This is a genomic window from Roseateles sp. P5_E8 (assembly GCF_054177665.1).
Map to the genome: position 1 here is coordinate 95,541 of NZ_JBGCUM010000002.1, position 16,350 is coordinate 111,890.

12 protein-coding genes are annotated in these 16,350 nt (G+C 70.1%); 3 read left to right on the forward strand and 9 right to left on the reverse strand.

What is annotated here, in order from left to right; translation table 11 throughout:
• Positions 1-88: 88 nt before the first annotated feature.
• Genes ACXRVZ_RS01770 through ACXRVZ_RS01790 form a run of 5 tightly spaced genes read right to left on the reverse strand, consistent with a single transcriptional unit; the run spans position 89 to position 7,214 of the window.
• Complete coding sequence (locus ACXRVZ_RS01770; RefSeq protein WP_457419225.1) at positions 89-1,189, reverse strand: S-(hydroxymethyl)glutathione dehydrogenase/class III alcohol dehydrogenase; 1,101 nt, start codon at positions 1,187-1,189, stop codon at positions 89-91.
• 2 nt (positions 1,190-1,191) lie between these two features.
• The gene (locus ACXRVZ_RS01775; protein ID WP_457418961.1) at positions 1,192-3,318 is read right to left on the reverse strand and encodes an FUSC family protein; all 2,127 of its coding nucleotides are present in this window, start codon (positions 3,316-3,318) and stop codon (positions 1,192-1,194) included.
• A complete protein-coding gene (locus tag ACXRVZ_RS01780) occupies positions 3,315-5,735 on the reverse strand; it encodes a tetratricopeptide repeat protein (RefSeq protein WP_458232157.1) in 2,421 nt (806 codons plus the stop codon). The genes ACXRVZ_RS01775 and ACXRVZ_RS01780 overlap by 4 nt, the downstream gene beginning before the upstream one ends.
• 30 nt (positions 5,736-5,765) lie before the next feature.
• On the reverse strand, positions 5,766-6,737 hold the full coding sequence (locus ACXRVZ_RS01785; protein WP_457418965.1) for a Bug family tripartite tricarboxylate transporter substrate binding protein: 972 nt from the start codon (positions 6,735-6,737) through the stop codon (positions 5,766-5,768).
• 21 nt (positions 6,738-6,758) lie between these two features.
• Complete coding sequence (locus tag ACXRVZ_RS01790) at positions 6,759-7,214, reverse strand: MarR family winged helix-turn-helix transcriptional regulator (protein ID WP_457418967.1); 456 nt, start codon at positions 7,212-7,214, stop codon at positions 6,759-6,761.
• 96 nt (positions 7,215-7,310) lie between these two features.
• On the opposite strand from ACXRVZ_RS01790, the gene ACXRVZ_RS01795 reads away from it, so the two are divergent.
• From ACXRVZ_RS01795 to ACXRVZ_RS01805, 3 genes are read left to right on the forward strand one after another with little or no spacing between them, the layout of a single operon-like run.
• Complete coding sequence (locus tag ACXRVZ_RS01795; protein WP_457418969.1) at positions 7,311-8,531, forward strand: flavin-dependent oxidoreductase; 1,221 nt, start codon at positions 7,311-7,313, stop codon at positions 8,529-8,531.
• Between the two features lie 33 nt (positions 8,532-8,564).
• Positions 8,565-10,487 (forward strand): hypothetical protein, encoded by a 1,923-nt coding sequence (locus ACXRVZ_RS01800; protein ID WP_458232158.1) that lies wholly within the window; start codon positions 8,565-8,567, stop codon positions 10,485-10,487.
• Positions 10,468-11,061 (forward strand): hypothetical protein, encoded by a 594-nt coding sequence (locus ACXRVZ_RS01805; RefSeq protein ID WP_457418973.1) that lies wholly within the window; start codon positions 10,468-10,470, stop codon positions 11,059-11,061. The genes ACXRVZ_RS01800 and ACXRVZ_RS01805 overlap by 20 nt, the downstream gene beginning before the upstream one ends.
• A 32-nt stretch (positions 11,062-11,093) precedes the next feature.
• Here ACXRVZ_RS01805 and ACXRVZ_RS01810 read toward each other — a convergent pair whose 3' ends face one another.
• From ACXRVZ_RS01810 to ACXRVZ_RS01825, 4 genes are read right to left on the reverse strand one after another with little or no spacing between them, the layout of a single operon-like run.
• Positions 11,094-12,788, reverse strand: coding sequence for a DUF885 domain-containing protein (locus ACXRVZ_RS01810; protein WP_457418975.1), 1,695 nt, complete (start codon positions 12,786-12,788; stop codon positions 11,094-11,096).
• Complete coding sequence (gene gshB / locus ACXRVZ_RS01815; RefSeq protein ID WP_457418977.1) at positions 12,785-13,732, reverse strand: glutathione synthase; 948 nt, start codon at positions 13,730-13,732, stop codon at positions 12,785-12,787. Before gshB ends, ACXRVZ_RS01810 begins: the two co-directional genes overlap by 4 nt.
• 58 nt (positions 13,733-13,790) lie before the next feature.
• Positions 13,791-14,969: a benzoate/H(+) symporter BenE family transporter gene (locus ACXRVZ_RS01820; protein WP_457418979.1), complete on the reverse strand. Its 1,179-nt coding sequence runs from the start codon at positions 14,967-14,969 to the stop codon at positions 13,791-13,793.
• 20 nt (positions 14,970-14,989) lie between these two features.
• On the reverse strand, positions 14,990-16,318 hold the full coding sequence (locus tag ACXRVZ_RS01825; RefSeq protein WP_457418981.1) for an APC family permease: 1,329 nt from the start codon (positions 16,316-16,318) through the stop codon (positions 14,990-14,992).
• Positions 16,319-16,350 lie beyond the last annotated feature (32 nt).

Sequence of the window (16,350 nt, forward strand, 5' to 3'; positions counted from 1 at the left end):
GCAGAAGAAAGTTACCCGGCCGCCGGGACGGACTCCCGGCAATGCACCGAGTCACACCGACTCCCCGCAAAAGCAACCAACCAAGAACTCAGAACTCCACAACCGACCGAATCGACTCCCCACGCCGCATCAACTCAAACCCTTCGTTGATGTCCTCCAGCTTGAGCTTGTGCGTGATCAGCTCGTCGATGTGCAGCTTGCCTTCCATGTACCAGTCGACGATCTTCGGCACATCGGTCCGCCCACGCGCACCGCCAAACGCCGAGCCTTCCCACTTGCGGCCCGTGACAAGCTGGAACGGCCGCGTCGAGATCTCGGCACCCGCAGGCGCCACGCCGATGATGATGCTCCGACCCCAGCCCTTGTGCGTGCACTCCAGCGCCTGCCGCATCAGCTGCACATTGCCGACGCATTCGAACGAGTAGTCCGCCCCGCCGTCAGTCAGCTGCACGATGGCGTCGACGACGTTGGGCACGTCCTTGGGGTTGATGAAATCGGTCATGCCAAAGCGCCGCGCCATCGCCTCGCGGCCCGGGTTGATGTCGACGCCAATGATCTTGCCGGCACCCACCAGCTTCGCGCCCTGGATGACGTTCAGGCCGATGCCGCCCAGGCCGAAGACGACGACCGTCGCGCCCGCCTCCACCTTGGCCGTGTAGAGCACCGCGCCCACGCCGGTCGTCACGCCGCAGCCGATGTAGCAGACCTTGTCGAAGGGCGCGTCGGGCCGGATCTTGGCCAGCGCGATGCCCGGCACGACGATGTGGTTGGAGAACGTGCTGGTGCCCATGTAGTGAAAGATGGGCTCGCCGTTCAGAGAGAAGCGCGACGTGCCGTTGGGCATCAGGCCCTTGCCCTGCGTGGCGCGGATGGACTGGCAGAGGTTGGTCTTGCGGCTGAGGCAGAACTTGCACTCGCGGCATTCCGGCGTGTACAGAGGAATGACGTGGTCGCCCGCCTTCAGCCAGGGCACCTTGCTCTCCAGCACGACACCGGCGCCCTCGTGGCCCAGCACGGCGGGGAAGAGGCCTTCGGGGTCGGCGCCCGACAGCGTGAAGTCGTCGGTGTGGCAGATGCCGGTGGCTTTCACCTCGACAAGGACTTCGCCGTCGACCGGGCCTGCCAGGTCCAGCGTTTCGATGCTCAGCGGTTGGCCGGCCTTCCAGGCAACGGCGGCGCGGGTTTGGATGCTCATGAGTTTTCTCCGAGGGGTTGAAGTTGGTCGAGGGCAACAACGAATTCGCGCGCTTCGTGACGGCACAGTCTGAGTCGCCTCAGCAGCCACGGCGTCAGGTCTTGCTGGCCAAGATGTTCGGGCCAGGCGCCGGCATCGCCATCGGGCGTGTCGGCCGGGTCGGTGCCGGTCATGGGCTCGCCCTTGAGCACGTCCACGCAGGCCTTGCGCGCCAGCGGCAGCGCGGTCTCGGCCTTGCTGGCGTCCAGCCGGCCGGTGCGGCGCTGCACCTGGTGCTGCACGGCGCCCAGCAGCGCCATCAGGCGGTAGCCGTGGCTTAAAGCGGACTCGATCTGGGCGTCGGGCAGGCGCACGCTCTCGGGCTCCACGCGCGTGCGCTGGCCCGCCCCGGCCATGGCCGCAAGCGCGGCGTAGGCCTGCTGGCGAGACAGGCGCTGGGCGACCTGGTCCTCCGCGCTGGGTGCCCAGCGCAGCATGTTGTCCGCATGCCGCGCCAGCGCACCACGCAGCTGCGACCCAAGGCGCGGCACGGCGGCGCGCTCCCAGCTCGGCAGCACGTAGCTGAACAGCCAGGCCAGGCCCGCGCCGATGAAGGTGTCGGCCAGGCGCTCACCGATGAAGGGGTGGCTGGTGGGGTCCAGCATCAGCGGCTGCAGCAGCGCCATCAGCGTGGCAGCCGTGGCGGCGACGCGGTAGCGCCGGTTCACGTAGGCATGGGCCGTGCCCACCGCTGCGATGAAGATCACGCTGAGCGCCGGCACCCATTCCACATGGGCCAGCAGCAGCACCAGCAGGCAGCCCTGCACCGTGCCGATGATCCGTTCGTTGCGGCGCGCCAGCGTCTGCTCCAGGTTGCCACGCAGCACGACGGCGACACTGAGCATCAGCCAGAACGGGTGCGCCGCCCACGGCAGCAAGGCGCCAAGCCAGTAGGCAAACGACAGCGCCAGCGCCGAGCGCAGCGCGTGCCGCATGACGCTGGACTGCAGCGTCAGGTGGGGCTTGAGCGCGGCCAGCGGCCAGCCCTCGGGCGACACGAAAGGCGCGAGCTTCTCGGGCGTCCAGGGGCTGTCGACGTCGTCGCGCTGCGCCTGGCGGGCAACCATGGCGCCGACGTCGTCCAGCATGTGGCCCAGGCGCGATTCCAGCGCCGACACGAGGTGGCCGCGCGAGTCGCCGGCCGGCGCGCGGATATCGGCCAGGCGCTTGGCGAGCTGGGTGCGCCAGGCCTCGGCCGACACCTCGGGCAGCGGTGTGCCGTAGGCCAGCGTGTCGGCCAGCGCGGCCAGCACGTCGGCCAGATGGCGCAGCGTGTCGGCCAGCGCGGCGCGCCACTGGCGGCCGGGGAAGTCCTGGCCCAGCAGCTCGGTGTCCAGCCGGCTGGCCAGCAGCAGGTCGCGCAGCTCGATGAGGCCGAGCACGAGGTCGGTCTGCCGGCGGCTGCGCGGCGAGCGGCGCGCGGCGAAGACCTGGTCGCGCGCGGCCTGCAACGCGTCGGCCAGCACGACGTCGTCGGCGATGGAGGCGCGGATGCGGGCTTCGTCCGCGCCCACGGCCAGGGCGATGCGCTGGGCGCGCGAGCGCACGCGGCGCTCGGTGGCACGCAATGCCTGCACCATCGCCAGTTCGCGCAGCCGGTGGCGCAGCACCACGGCCGCGCCGCGCGCCCAGCCGGCGTAGACGCAGCCGCCCAGGCCCACCCACAGCGCGTGCTCGGCCGGCAAGGTGCTGCCGGCCGTGCGGTCCCACGCCATGGCGAAGACCATGGCCAGCACGGGAGAGAAGGACATGGGCCCGGCGCGCGCGCCCCAGGCCAGCGTCATCAACGACAGGAAGGCGACGACGGCGATGAGCGCCACGGTCAGCACCAGCGAGCCGTCGGCCAGGCCCACCAGCAGCGTGACGAGGGCGGCAGCGAAGGCAGCGGGCAGCACACGCGGCAGCACGCGCTGCGGCGGGTTGGGCACGTCAGTCAGGCTGGCGCAGACGGCGCCGCCCACGGCCGCGAGGCCGGCCGTCTCGCCGAACAGCGCGCCGACGACGAGGTGCGTCGCCGCCACGCCCAGGGCGACGGCCAGGCCGTTCAGATGGGCGGCTTCCAGACGCCGGAGAAAGGCTCTCACTTGACCAGCAACTCCATGACACGGCGCTCGGCGGCGGGCAGCGTGTGCACCGACAGCCACTCCGACTTCTCGGGCCGATAGACGTAGTTCGGCGGCGTGGCGGCGGCGATGCGCCGTTGCAACGGCGCGAGCGCGGCCAGGGCGGCATCGCCCTTCCCTTGCGCCTGCAGCGCGCCGGCCTGCACGATGAGGGCCAGGTCACTCCAGGGGCCCAGCGCCAGCGCCTCGGTGGCGCCGCGTTGCGCTGCGGCGGCATCGCCGTCGGCCAGCGCCGTCCAGGCCTGCAAAGCCAGCGTGTCGGGGTCGCGTGGGTCCRGCAGCAGCGCGGCCTTGATCTGCGCCCGCGCCGGCTCGCGGCGGCCGGCGCGCAGCAGGTCCAGCGCGTAGTCGCGTCGCAGCGCGAGCAGGCCGGTGCGCAGGCGGATCACGGCCTCGTACTGCGCAACGGCGTCGTCCCAGCGGCCATCGAGCGCCAGCGTCGCCGCGCGGCCCCACAGCGCTTCGGGCTGGTCGCCCTGGTAGGCCAGCACGGCCTGGTAGGCCGCCAGCGCCCGGGGCACATCGCCCAGGCGGCGATGGTGGTCGGCCAGCGCGAGGTCGACGCGGAAGCGGTCTTCGCCTTTCAACTGCTCGATGCCGCGTGACAGACCCGGCAGCACCTCGGCCGCCAGCGGGCTGCCGCCATGCCAGAGCGCGTCGGCCGCCGCCACGCGCAGCGCGCCGCTGTTCGGGTGGCGGGCCAGCGCACGGCCGGCCAGCTCGCGGGCGGCAGCGCCGTTGCCTGCCAGCGCCAGCGCACGCAGGCGCGCGGCCAGGGCACTTTCGTCTTCCGGCGCGAGCGACAGCGCACGGTCGAGCAGCGGCACGGCGTCGGCGAGCTTGCCGTCTTCGAGCTTCTGGTTGCCGGCGTTGACCAGTGCGATGGGCAGACTGGCACGCGTGTCGCGCTGGGCGAAGCAACGCTTCACCAGCGCGCGCAGCGCCGGGTCCATGGCGATGAGGCGCTCGCGCACGATCTCGCGGCCGTCGAACGCATCGCGCTTAGGCGAGGCCTCCGCGTTGGCGCCCTCGGCGAAGTACTCCCACACCGAGCCACCCGCGTAGCGCGACAGGAAGCCCGCATTGGCCTTGTCGGGCGTCTTGGCGTCGCGCGCCTTGGCCTTTTGATACAGCGCCTCGATCTCGCGTGACTGGTTGGCCGTCAACACGCCGTGCACCTGGTGGGTCAGCTCGTGCAGCACGGTGTTGTACTTGTCGAAGATGCTGCGCTCGACGTCCTCAACACCGGTCACGGTGAAGTGGCCGCCCATGCCGCGCACGTCGTCCCACAGGCGTGAGTCGTAGTCGATGCGCGCGTCCTTCAGCGCATGGGCCTCGGGCGTCTCGGACAGGCGCATCCACATCGGCTTGATGAAGTGCCGCGCGCCGCCCTCCACCAGCACGGGGATGAAGGCCTTCCAGGGCGCGACGGACAGGGCCACGCGCTTCTGATGACGGGGCGACAGGTCTTGCCAGTTCAGCACATAGCGCTCGATGCCCGGCACGACGGGCATGGGCGTGGCGGCAAAGCGGCGCTCGTAGTCGGTGCGGTGGATGTCGACGGCGAAGCGCTGCGACTCCAGCGCCTTGGCGGCGATAGCGTGCGCCCGGCCCAACTGCGGGCAACGCTCCAGCACCGCTAGGCTCAGGCGCAGCGCGGTGTCGAAATCGCCCTGCTCGAAGGCGTCGGACGCGCGCCGCACGTCGGCCAGCAGCGGCGCGAAGGCGGCGCCCAGGCGCGCGGCAAGCTGCGTGTAGTTCTCGCGGGCGTAGCCATTGCCGAGCAGGTAGTGGGCCGCCTCATGGTGGCGGTTCAGCGCAACGGCGCCCTCGGCGGCGGCGATGGCGTCCTCGGTGCGGCCCAGGCGGATCAGCGTGTCGGCCAGCGCCGCGAGGCCGTCGGCGGTGCGCTCGGCGGCCAGGCCTTGCTCCAGCTTCTGCAGGGACGCGTCGAACTCGCGCAGCTGGAAGTGGCGCTGGCCCAGGCCGCGCAGGGCCTGCGCCTGGTCGACGGGGCGCACGGCCTTGCGCAGCGCACGCTCGAAGCACTGCTTCGCGCGCTCGAAGTCGCGCCGGTCCAGGGCCAGGCGGCCGGCGGCCAGCAGGTCGACCGCGTCCACCTGCACGTCCTTCAGCACATCGCGCGTGCGGCGGTCTATGGCGGCGCCGTCGTCGCGGGCAAACAACCACTGGTAGATGAGCTCGCGCTCGGCGGCGCTGGGCCGGGGAGCGCTCAGCAGCGCGGCAAGTTCAACGCGCGCGGCGGCGTATTGCTGCTCGGTCAACAGCGTACGCAGGCGCGCGGTGTCAGAAGCCGCTTGCGCGGCGTTCAGGGTCAGGCAAACAGCGAGGCCAATGGCCAGTCGGCGCCAGGGCATTGGGGCAGCTCCGTCAGTGGAGCCGGCATGCTAATCGTCGGAAGAGAACCCCGAAGCCTTGACGACCGGCCCCCAGTAGTCGCGTTCGGCCGCCAGGCGCCTGGCGTAGTCGGCCGGCGACAGCGACAGCGGCTCGTAACCGAGCTTGCCCAGCGCCTCGATGACAGTGGGTTCGCGCACGGCGGCGCGGGCCAGATCGGCGAGCTTGTCGACCACAGCCTGTGGCGTCCTGGCCGGTACGAAGAGGCCATAGCTCTCCACGCCGACGATGCCCTTGAAGCCCTGCTCCTCGAAGGTGGGCACATCGGGCGCGAAGCGTGAGCGGGCCTTGTCGGTCACGCCGAGCAGGCGCACGCGGCCGGAGGCGAGATGGGGCAGGAAGTCGCCGATGGAGAAGCAGCCGGCCGCGATCTGGCCGCCCATCAGGTCCTGCATGCCGGGCGCCGCGCCGCGGTAGGGCGCATGCGTCAACTGGAGCCCGACTGCGTGCGAGAACTGGTTGCCCAGGAAATGCGGCATGGCGCCTGCAGCCGGCGAACCGTAGGCGGCCTTGTCGGGGTTGGCCTTGAACCAGTCGGCCAGCTGGGCCAGCGTCTTGACGGTCGCCGGCACCATGGGCCCGACGCCGAAGCCGCAGGTGGACAGGGCCAGCGGCGCGACGGGAATGACGTCGGTCACCGGGTTGTAGGCCAGCTTGCGGTATGCATGCGGGTAGATGGTGAACATGGACGACGGGCTGATCAGCATCGTCTGGCCGTCGGGCGCAGCGTCCTTCAGCGCGGCGATGGCGATGCGCCCCCCGGCGCCCACCTTCTGCTCGACGAGCACGGTCTCGGCCTGCTTGCCGCGGGCGAACTCGGCGAAGCGGCGCGCCGTCGCGTCCAGCGAACCGCCGGCCGGGAAGCCGACGAGGATGCGCGGCGGCTGGCCCTGGGCGCGGGCGGCCGAAGTCAACGCTGCGGGCAAGGCCGCGAGGGAAAGCATCAGATGGCGTCGTTGCATGAAGTTTGTCTCCTGTTGTTGTCAGTCAGTCAAAGCGGCGGCGGCGCGGGCCAGGCGTTCCAGGCCGGCCTTCAGCGCCGGGCCTTGGTCGCCCAGCGATTCGGTCAGCGCACGGTCGTGTTCGGCGACAGCGGCTTCCAGCTTGGCCAGCAGGCGCTTGCCGGCCGGCGTCAGATGCAGGCCCCAGGCGCGGGCGTCGTCAGGCGCATCGCGGCGCACGGCCCAGCCCTGGGCCGTCAGCCAGTCGGTCAGGCGCAGTGCGCCGCTGCGGTGCAGGCCCATGGCCTGGCCCAGCATCCCCTGGCGCAGGCCGGGGTTGCGGGCAATCAACACCAGCGCGGCGAAACGCTGCGGGCTGACGTCCCACGCGGCGGTGGCGCGGTAGAAGTCAAGATAGAGCGCGTTCTGCGCGCGGCGCAGCGCGTAGCCCAGCAAGCCGTCCAGCAGGCCATAGTTCAGCCCTGGAACAGGCAACATCGGGCCTTCGGGAAGGCTGGGGCGGGTCGCATCTGACTTGCTCACAGTCTCAGATTAGTTTTTGTTGCTCACTGCAACTATCTCGCTTACCCTGAAATGAAGAACATCTTGATTGCCGGCGGCGGCATTGGCGGGTTGACGGCGGCGCTGGCGCTGCAGGCGCGTGGCCATCGCGTGACCGTGCTGGAGGCCGTGCGCGAGCCCAAACCCCTCGGCGTGGGCATCAACCTGCTGCCGCATGCGGTGGGCGTGCTGGACGAGTTGGGCCTGCTGCCGGCGCTGCGCGGCATGGCCGTCGAGACCTCGGCGCTGGTGTTCGCCAACAGGCACGGCCAGGCCATCTACCGCGACCCGCGCGGCACCGAGGGCGGCTACAGCCACCCGCAGTTCAGCATCCATCGCGGCGAGCTGCAGATGATGTTGTGGCACGAGGCGGCTGCCAAGCTCACCGTGCTTGGCGGCCAGCGCGTCGTCGGCGTGCGTGACGGCAATGTCGCCCTGATCGAGACGCCGGACGGCCCGCGCGAGCAGGTGGCCGACCTCATCATCGGCGCCGACGGCATCCACTCCGCGCTGCGCCGCCGCCTGGCGCCCGACGAGGGCGCGCCCTGCTGGCGCGGCGTGATGATGTGGCGCGGCACGTCCTGGGCGCCGCCCTTCCTGGACGGCCGCACCATGGTGCAGGCCGGCCACAGCCAGGCCAAGTTCGTCGTCTACCCGATTGGCGCGCCGCGCGAAAGCGACGGGCTGCAACTCATCAACTGGATTGCCGACCGCCGCGTGCAGCCGCCCACGCCGGGCCTCACCGCGCCCGACCGCGCCGACTGGAGCCGCGCCGGGCGGCTCGACGACCTGCTGCCCACCTTCGGCAGCTGGCGCTTCGACTGGCTGGACGTGCCCGGCCTCATCACCGGCGCCGAGCAGATGCTGGAGTGGCCCATGGTGGACCGCGACCCGCTGCCACGCTGGCAGCTGGGGCCGACGACGCTGCTGGGCGATGCGGCGCACCCGATGGTGCCCATAGGCTCCAACGGCGCGACGCAGGCCGTCATGGATGCCAAGGCGCTGGCGGATGCGCTGTCGAATCACGACGACCTCGACACCGCGCTGGCGGCCTACGAGGACGAGCGCCGGCCGCTGTGCGCCCGCATCGTTGCGATGAACCGCCAGGAAGGGCTGGACGCCATCCTGGACCGTGTGGAGGCGCTGGCGCCGGGGGGCTTCACCAATCTCGCCGACGTGATAGACCCGGCCGAGGTGGCCCGCGAGATCAACAGCTACAAGGCCGCCGCCGGCCACCGCACGCGCGCCACTTGATTGCAGGGGCAACGCCGAGGATCATCCCGGCCCATGTCACCGCCCAAGCTCGGCCGTTCCGTCCCGCCCCACGACCGCCACCCCGTCGCCTGGTACCAGCCCGACGTGCTGTGGACGGCGGCCCAGCAGGTGCTGTCGTCGCTGGACCAGCTGCGCAACCGCGACGGCCGCGAGAGCCAGCCGCTGCCGCTGGTCGTCATCGACCGCAGCCAGCCCGAGACCGAGGGCGAGTTCAAGGGCGAGTTCTGGTTCGACTTCGTGGCCGACACCGGCGACGGCGGCAATTCCGTCTATGCGGTGGCGCAGACGGCGCTGGCCGACGAGCTGATGCTGGACGGGCAGACCCTGCCGCGCGGCGAGCTGCTGCTCTTCGGCGGCGACCTGGCCTACCCCGCCGCCAGCACCGAGGACTATCGCTACCGCTTCGTCGAGATGTTCGAGGCCGTGCGCAACAGCCACGAACCCAGCAGCGTGCGCGGCCGGCCGCTGACGCTGGCGGCCATCCCGCAGAACCACGACTGGATGGACTCGGCCTCCACCTTCAGCCGCTACTACACGCGCGGCAAGGACTCGGCGCCGCTGCTGGGCGCCCGCATCCCGCAGCGCCAGACCTACTTCTGCATCAAGCTCCCGCAGGGCTGGTGGGCGCTGGGGCTGGACTTCGCGCTGGACCACGACATCGACCGCGACCAGTACGAGCAATTTGAGGCTTTGCTGGGCGACAAGGGCCTGACCACCGATGGCCAGACCCACCGCATCGCGCCGACGGACCGCGTCGTCCTCATCTACCCCGAGCCCTACTGGACCCGCCCCATCGGCGACGGCGCCGACCCCAGCCACCCCAAGCGTTACCAGCGCCTGGAAGGCCTGCTGCGCGCCCGCGTCAAGCTGCGCCTGGCGGGGGACCTGCACCACTACATGCGCTGGGATTCGGTGTCGTGGGGGCGCATCGTCACCTGCGGCACGGGCGGCGCCTTCAGCCACCCGACGCACACCAAGACGACGACGCGGCCGGTGCGCCTGCTGGAGTTCGACACCAGCGACTGCATCCCGCCCGAGCCCTTCACGTCACGCCCGGCCCTGGCCATCGGCCTGACCGAGGCCAAGCACCCGGGCTGCGAGTTCGACCGCATCGAAGCCACCGCCTACCCGGACATCGAGACCTCGCAGGCCGGCTGCAAAGACAACCTCTGGGCGCTGTTCCGACGCGACCCGAGCGGCGGCGGCGGCAATGCCTGGTTCGCCGTGCTGCTGGGCGCGCTGTACTGGTTCAACGCGTATCTCAACTCCATGCCCTTCGTCGACTCCTTCGAGCCCGACGGCTTCAAGGCGATGTGGCGGTTTGGCATGGGCGACTACTGGCATGTCTTCATGCTCTGGCTCAAGGCCATGGTGTTCAGCCCGCTGGGCTTTTTGATGAACCTGCTGATGGCCTTTGGCTGCATGGTCATGGGGCGGGAGTCGGTCAACGAGCTGTCACCCGCCGTGAACCCGGTCTGGCGCTGGGTCGTGACCTGGGGCATAGGCGCGCTGCATGCTGCGGTGCATGTGATGGCTGTCTACAGCCTGGAGTTCTGGGGCCACCAACTGGTGGGCGAACTGAGCTGGATCGCCGACCGCACCGAGCCCGCCGGCCTCATCGTTCATTCCTGCCTCGTGGGGCTGATGGTGTTCAGCATCGGCGGGCTGGTGGGCGCCTTCATCTTCGGCGCCTACCTGGCGCTGATGTCGCGGCTGGGCTACCTGACCAACAACGGCTATGCGGCGCTGGACGGGCAAGACCACAAGGGGTTCTTGCGCTTTCGCATTGATGCGAATGGCGGGCTGACGGCGTGGTTCATTGCGCTGGACCGGGTGCCGCGGCGGTGGAAGCGCAATGAGGGGGCAGGGCCGGTGTGGGTGGCGGACGACAGCTCAGCAACAAGCCCTCGAATCCATGACCACTTCCGTCTTTGAACCGCATCCGAGGCACTCAGCCATGCAGCCAGCGGCGTTGCCGCGACTTGCCATGGCAGTCGCACTCGTCATCGCCTCGGCATCAGCGGCGATTGCCGCCGACGAGCGCGCCGCGCTTGATGACGATCCATTTCTGATGCTCCGCGAACTGTCGAGCATCCGCGGCTGCGCATCGAATTGCTCACGCACCGCAGTGACGCTGCTGAAAGTAAAACGGTATCAATGCAGCAGCGCACGAGCTGGTAACGACTTCGTCTGCGTGGAACCGAAGCGCAGATGGCAGGTGTTGATCGACAAGAGGCAATTCAAGAATGGCATGGACAGATCGCTGCTGCTGCGTGCGGCCCTGACGCTTTCTAATGCCGAGCCCAGGTCTGTAGAGGCTTTGACGAAAGCCTATTTCCCAGATTGGCATCTCGGCACCCTCGCGTTGCCGGAGCATGGCCCCGTCGAAGACTCGATTTACCACCGCTCTGACAAGGTGGATGTGTCAATGGTCTTTGGCATGACAAGGCCGATGACGGGCCCGGTCATTGACTCCGTCATCATCGCCATCACGTCCAGAGACCCGTGAGGCGTGCGGGCTCTGGACGAGATTGCGACGCTTTAGGCCTTGAGTATCTCCGCCCCAATCAACCTCACCGGCGCACTGCCATAGCTGAGGAACTTCTCGTGAAACTCCTTGAGCTGGAAGCCGGGCTTTGACTTCAACTGCTCCCGCAGCGCCACGATCTCGCTATACCCGCTGAAATAGCTCGTCAACTGCACCGACGTCAACTGCACGCGGCGCCACTTCTCCTTGGCCTCACGCTCGGTCTGGAAGGCCTGGCGCACCAGCAGGTCTAGCGCGTCCTTCTCGCTCATGCCCAGCACATGCACGCTGTAGTCCAGGATGGTGTTGGTGACCGAGCGCAGGTGCCACTTGCCCCACATCAGCGTCATCTCCGGCGAGGCGCCGTAGCCGCTTTCGATCATCACGCGCTCGCCGTAGACGGCCCAGCCTTCGATCATGGCGCCGTTGCCGAACAGCGCCTTGACCTTGCTCGGCGCCTGGTTCGCGTACACGAGCTGGGTGTAATGGCCGGGCACGGCCTCGTGGATGTTGAGGATCTGCAGGATCCAGTGGTTGTACTCGCGCAGCGTGCTCTCGGCCTCGGCGGGCGTGAGGTCATCCAGCGGCGTGACGTTGTAGAAGGTGCGGTCCTGCGGCCGGTAGGGGCCGGGCGCGTCGATGCCGGCGCCGGCCACGCCGCGCTGGTAGAGCGGCGTCTCGCGCACCACGAGCGGCTTGCTCGGGTCCAGCGTCAGCAGGTCGTGGCGGCGAATCCAGTCCTCCAGCTGCGGGATCTGCGCGCGGATCTCGTCGACGAAACGCTCGCGGGCGACGTGCTTCTTGCTGAGCTCGCCGATGACGCGGCCGATCAGCGCGAAACGGTCGACGGGCGCCACCTCAGTGCCGATGACCGTGGGCCACAGCGCCTGCGCCTGCGCATGCATGCTCGCCAGCACCTCCTCGCGGCGCTGCAGCGCCAGCTCGTAGGTCTCGCGTGCACTGCGCGCGGACTGGATGTCGTGCTGGAACTTGGGCTCGTACAGCGCCGCCCCGATGCGGAAGCTCCGCTTGGCCGACGGCAGCAGCGTCTTCAGGTGCGCCTGCCAGCCGGCCACGGCCTGGCGGGCGGCACGCAGGTCGGGCTGCATCAGCGCGCCCAGGCCGAGCTGCTGGGCGTGGGACTCGACATCGTCCAGCACCGACAGCACACCCGGCGCCTGCTGCAACGCCAGCTCGGTGTGCTCGCGCGTGACACCTGTCAGGCTGGCGCGCGCCGCAGCGTAGTAGGCCGGCACGCGCTTGATGCGCGCATGCAAGGCCTTCACGCGCTGCTGCTCGGGCGCCCAGTCGGTGGTCAGGATGAGGTCGATGGTGCCGGCCGGGTTGTGCTCGGCGGGGTTCCAGGCCCACTCGCGCAGCACGTCCAGGCGCCACAGGTCGCTGCGGACCTTGGCGAGCAGCATGGCGCGGTCCATCTGCTGGCCGGGCGACAGGCCGGCGTCGGCCACTGCCGCCAGCCGCGACTGCCAAGCCTTCAGAAAGGCGCGCCGCTTGTCGCGTTGTTCGACGCTGGGCAGCGTGAGCCGCTGCGCGAACTCGAATCGCCCGGCCGCGATGGCCGCATCGGGGTCCAGCTGCCACAGCGCCTCGATGAAGGCCTCGGCCTGGCGGTCGAAGCCGGTGACTTCGGCAACGGCGGGCAGCGTCAGGCCGGCCAGGCCAAGCACGGCAAGGTCGCGGCGCCTCATGTCAGCGCGGTCTCCAGCGCATCCACAAACATCTTCGCCACGTCGAAGCCGCTCTGGTCGGTGATCTCCTGGAAGCAGGTCGGGCTGGTCACGTTGATCTCGGTGACGTTCTCGCCGATGACGTCCAGGCCCACCAGCAGCAGGCCGCGCGCGGCGAGGATGGGGCCGACGTATTCGGCGATCTCGCGGTCACGCGCCGTCAGCGGCCGGGCCACGCCCTTGCCCCCGGCCGCCAGGTTGCCGCGCACTTCGCCGCCCTGCGGAATGCGCGCCAGGCAGAGCGGCACCGGCTTGCCGCCGATGATGAGGATGCGCTTGTCGCCCTCGGCGATGGCCGGGATGAAGCGCTGCACCATGACCGTCTGCGCGCCGTCCTTGTTCAGCGTCTCGATGATTGACCCGAGGTTCAGGCCGTCGTCCTTGACGCGGAAGATGCCCATGCCGCCCATGCCGTCCAGCGGCTTCAGGATGATGTCGCGCTGCTCCGCGTGGAAGGCGCGGATCTCGGCCGGGTCGCGCGTGACGAGGGTCGGCGAGATGAACTCGGGGAACTCGAGGATGGCCAGCTTCTCGGGGTGCTCGCGCAGCGCGCTGGCGCGGTTGAAGACCTTGGCGCCTTCGCGCTCGGCCTGGCTGAGCAGGTGGGTCGTGTAGAAGAACTCGCTGTCGAATGGCGGGTCCTTGCGCATCAGCACGGCGTCGACGTCGGCCAGGGCCAGGTCGGCGGTGGAGGTGACCGTGTACCAGTTGTCGGCATCACCGGTCAGCGTGATCTCCAGCGCCGAGCGTGCCGTCACCCGGCCGCCGCGCAGCCACACCAGCTGCTGCGGCTCGCAGACGAGGATGCCGTGGCCGCGTTTGGCGGCCTCGCGCATCATGGCGAAGGTCGAGTCCTTGTAGGTCTTGAAGGTGGAGAGCGGGTCGGCAACGAAAAGCAGCTTCATGGTCGGGTCTTGCAGATGAATCGGGCCAGTGTTGCACAGCGCCGCCCGCTCTGCCCACCTAGGGCCGAGCCCGCCGCCAGCCCGCCACGAGCGTGGCGACACCACCGGCCACAACACCCCAGAACGCCGCACCGATGCCGAACAGGCTCAGGCCCGACAGGCAGACGAGGAAGGTCAGCAGCGCCGCGTCGCGATGGGCTTCGTCCTTGAGCGCCGTGGCCAGCGCACCGGCAATGGTGCCCAGCAGGGCCAGGCCGGCGATGGTCTTGACGAGCTCTGGCGGGAAGGCCGTCAGCAGCAGGGCCACCGCGCCGCCGGCCAGGCCGATGAGTACATAGAACAGGCCCGCAGCCATGGCGGCGGTGTAGCGCCGCGCCGGGTCCTCATGCGCCTCGCGGCCCATGCAGATGGCGGCGGTGATGGCGGCAAGATTGAAGGCGTAGCCGCCGAAGGGCGCCAGCAGCGTCGTCGCCGCGCCGGTCACGGCGATGGAGGCGGACACGGGCGTCTGGTAGCCGCTGGCGCGCTGGGCGGCCACGCCGGGCAGGTTCTGCGAGGCCATGGTGACGATGAACAGCGGCAAGGCCACGCCTATTGCCGCATGCCAGGTGAAGACGGGCGTCGTCCAGACCGGCAGCGCCCAGATCTGGCTGGTGTCCAGGCCGACAAAGCTCAGCCGACCCTCGCCTAGCGCGTAGGCGACGCCCACCAGCAGCACGCCGGGCACGGCATAGCGCGTCCACCAGCGCCGGCCGAGCAGGTAGGCCACGGCCATCGCCAGCACGAGGCCGGGGTCCGTCTTCACGCTGGCCACGGCGTCCAGCCCGAAGCGCGCCAGCACGCCGGCCAGCAGCGCCGAGGCGATGGCCACGGGGATGCGGTCCATCAACTTCTCGAACCAGCCGCTGGCGCCGGCCCAGGCGATGAGCGCACCGCAGACGATGAAGGCGCCGATGGCCTCGGGCATGTCCAGCCCGGAGCTGGACGCGAGCAGCGCCGCACCGGGCGTGGACCAGGCCGTCAGCACGGGCTGGCGCGTCCACAGGCTCAAGGCCAGGCTGGTGACGCCCATGCCAATGCCGAGGGCCCACAGCCACGAGGCCGTCTGCGCCGGTGTGGCGCCTAGCGCAACGGTCGCCTGGAAGATGATGGCCACCGAACTGGTGTAGCCCACCAGCACGGCAACGAAGCCGGCGACGAGGGTGGAGGGGGAGAAATCCTTCAGCAGTGGGCGCATGCGGTCAGCATAGCGACGGCTCAGCGTTTTCTGCCCAGCCACGCCAGCACAAGGCCACCCAGCGCCAGCACGCCGACACCCACGACCGCGCCGGCCTTCACATAGGCCAGGCTGGCCCACAGCAGCCAGGCACTGCAGGCGCTGAACAGCAGCGGCAGCCAGGGGTAGAGCGGCACGCGGAAGGGGCGCGGCTGCCCGGGCTCGCGGCGGCGCAGCACGATGAGGGCGGCGCCGCTGAGGGTCAGGAAGGCCCAGTAGACCGGCGAGAGGTAGTCCACCATCGTCGCGAAGCCACCGCGCGTCAGGTCGCCCAGCAAGACCAACAGCAGGGCCACCACCGAGGTCGCGACGACGGCCGTGCTGGGCGTGCCACGGCGCGCGTTCCACTGCGCCAGCCGCCACTCGGAGGCGAAGTCGCGCGCGGCGGCGTAGGTGGTGCGCGGGCCGGCGATGAGGATGGCGTTCATCACCGACAGCGCCGTCAGGCTGACCACGCCCACCATCAGCAGCTCGGCCGCCGGCCCGAGGGCCAGGCGCATCAGCTCGGCAGCCGGCGCCTCGCTGCGCGCCAGGCCGGGCATGCCCAGCACGCTGACATAGGCCCAATTGGCCAGCAGGTAGAGCACCATCACGACGCCCAGGCCCAGCAGCAGCGCACGAGCTATGCCGCGCCTGGGGTCGCGCATCTCGGCGGACAGCGTCGCCGCGTCGCTCCAGCCGCCGTAGGCCAGGAAGACAAAGACCATGGCCGTGCCCCAGTCGGCCTCGCTCGCGGCCGCGCCCTGGGTGGCGGCGGCCTGGCCCGCGAGCTGGTGTGCCCCGGCGCCCGCGCCCAGCAGCAGCAGGCCGGCGATGACCAGCGTCGTCAGGCCCAGCTGCGTGCCCAGGCCCACGCGCACGCCGAGCAGGTTGAGCCCGGTCAGCAGGACGATGAGGCAGGCGGCCAGCACGGCGCTGGCGTGCGTGCCCAGCCAGGGGCTGAGGTCGACAACCTGGGCCAGGTAGTCGCCGAAGACGAAGCCCAGCAGCGCCATGGAGCCGGTGTGGATGACGGCGAAGCGCGACCACGCGAACAGAAAGCCCAGCCGGCGGCCATAGGCGCGGCGCAGGAAGTGATAGTCGCCGCCGGCGTCCGGAAAGGCAGCGGCCAGCTCGGCAAAGCACAGCGCGCCGACAAAGCTCAGCAGGCCGCCCAGCGCCCAGGCGAGGTAGAGCTGACCCGCGCCGGGCAGGGACTGAGCCACCATCGGCGAGGTCTTGAAGATGCCCGCGCCGACAACCATGCCGACGCACAGCGCGCCGGCGTGGCGGGCGTCGAGCTGGCGGGTGGGCTGGGCGGCAGAGGTCACGGGCGGCGATGCTAACGGCGGTGCTAGGCTGC

Bases quoted from the DNA above. Each gene is read 5' to 3' on its own strand.
- gshB (WP_457418977.1), bottom strand. From the start codon at position 13,732: ATGAAGCTGCTTTTCGTTGCCGACCCGCTCTCCACCTTCAAGACCTAC.
- ACXRVZ_RS01795 (WP_457418969.1), top strand. From the start codon at position 7,311: ATGAAGAACATCTTGATTGCCGGCGGCGGCATTGGCGGGTTGACGGCG.
- ACXRVZ_RS01820 (WP_457418979.1), bottom strand. From the start codon at position 14,969: ATGCGCCCACTGCTGAAGGATTTCTCCCCCTCCACCCTCGTCGCCGGC.
- ACXRVZ_RS01790 (WP_457418967.1), bottom strand. From the start codon at position 7,214: ATGTTGCCTGTTCCAGGGCTGAACTATGGCCTGCTGGACGGCTTGCTG.
- ACXRVZ_RS01810 (WP_457418975.1), bottom strand. From the start codon at position 12,788: ATGAGGCGCCGCGACCTTGCCGTGCTTGGCCTGGCCGGCCTGACGCTG.
- ACXRVZ_RS01785 (WP_457418965.1), bottom strand. From the start codon at position 6,737: ATGCAACGACGCCATCTGATGCTTTCCCTCGCGGCCTTGCCCGCAGCG.
- ACXRVZ_RS01800 (WP_458232158.1), top strand. From the start codon at position 8,565: ATGTCACCGCCCAAGCTCGGCCGTTCCGTCCCGCCCCACGACCGCCAC.
- ACXRVZ_RS01805 (WP_457418973.1), top strand. From the start codon at position 10,468: ATGACCACTTCCGTCTTTGAACCGCATCCGAGGCACTCAGCCATGCAG.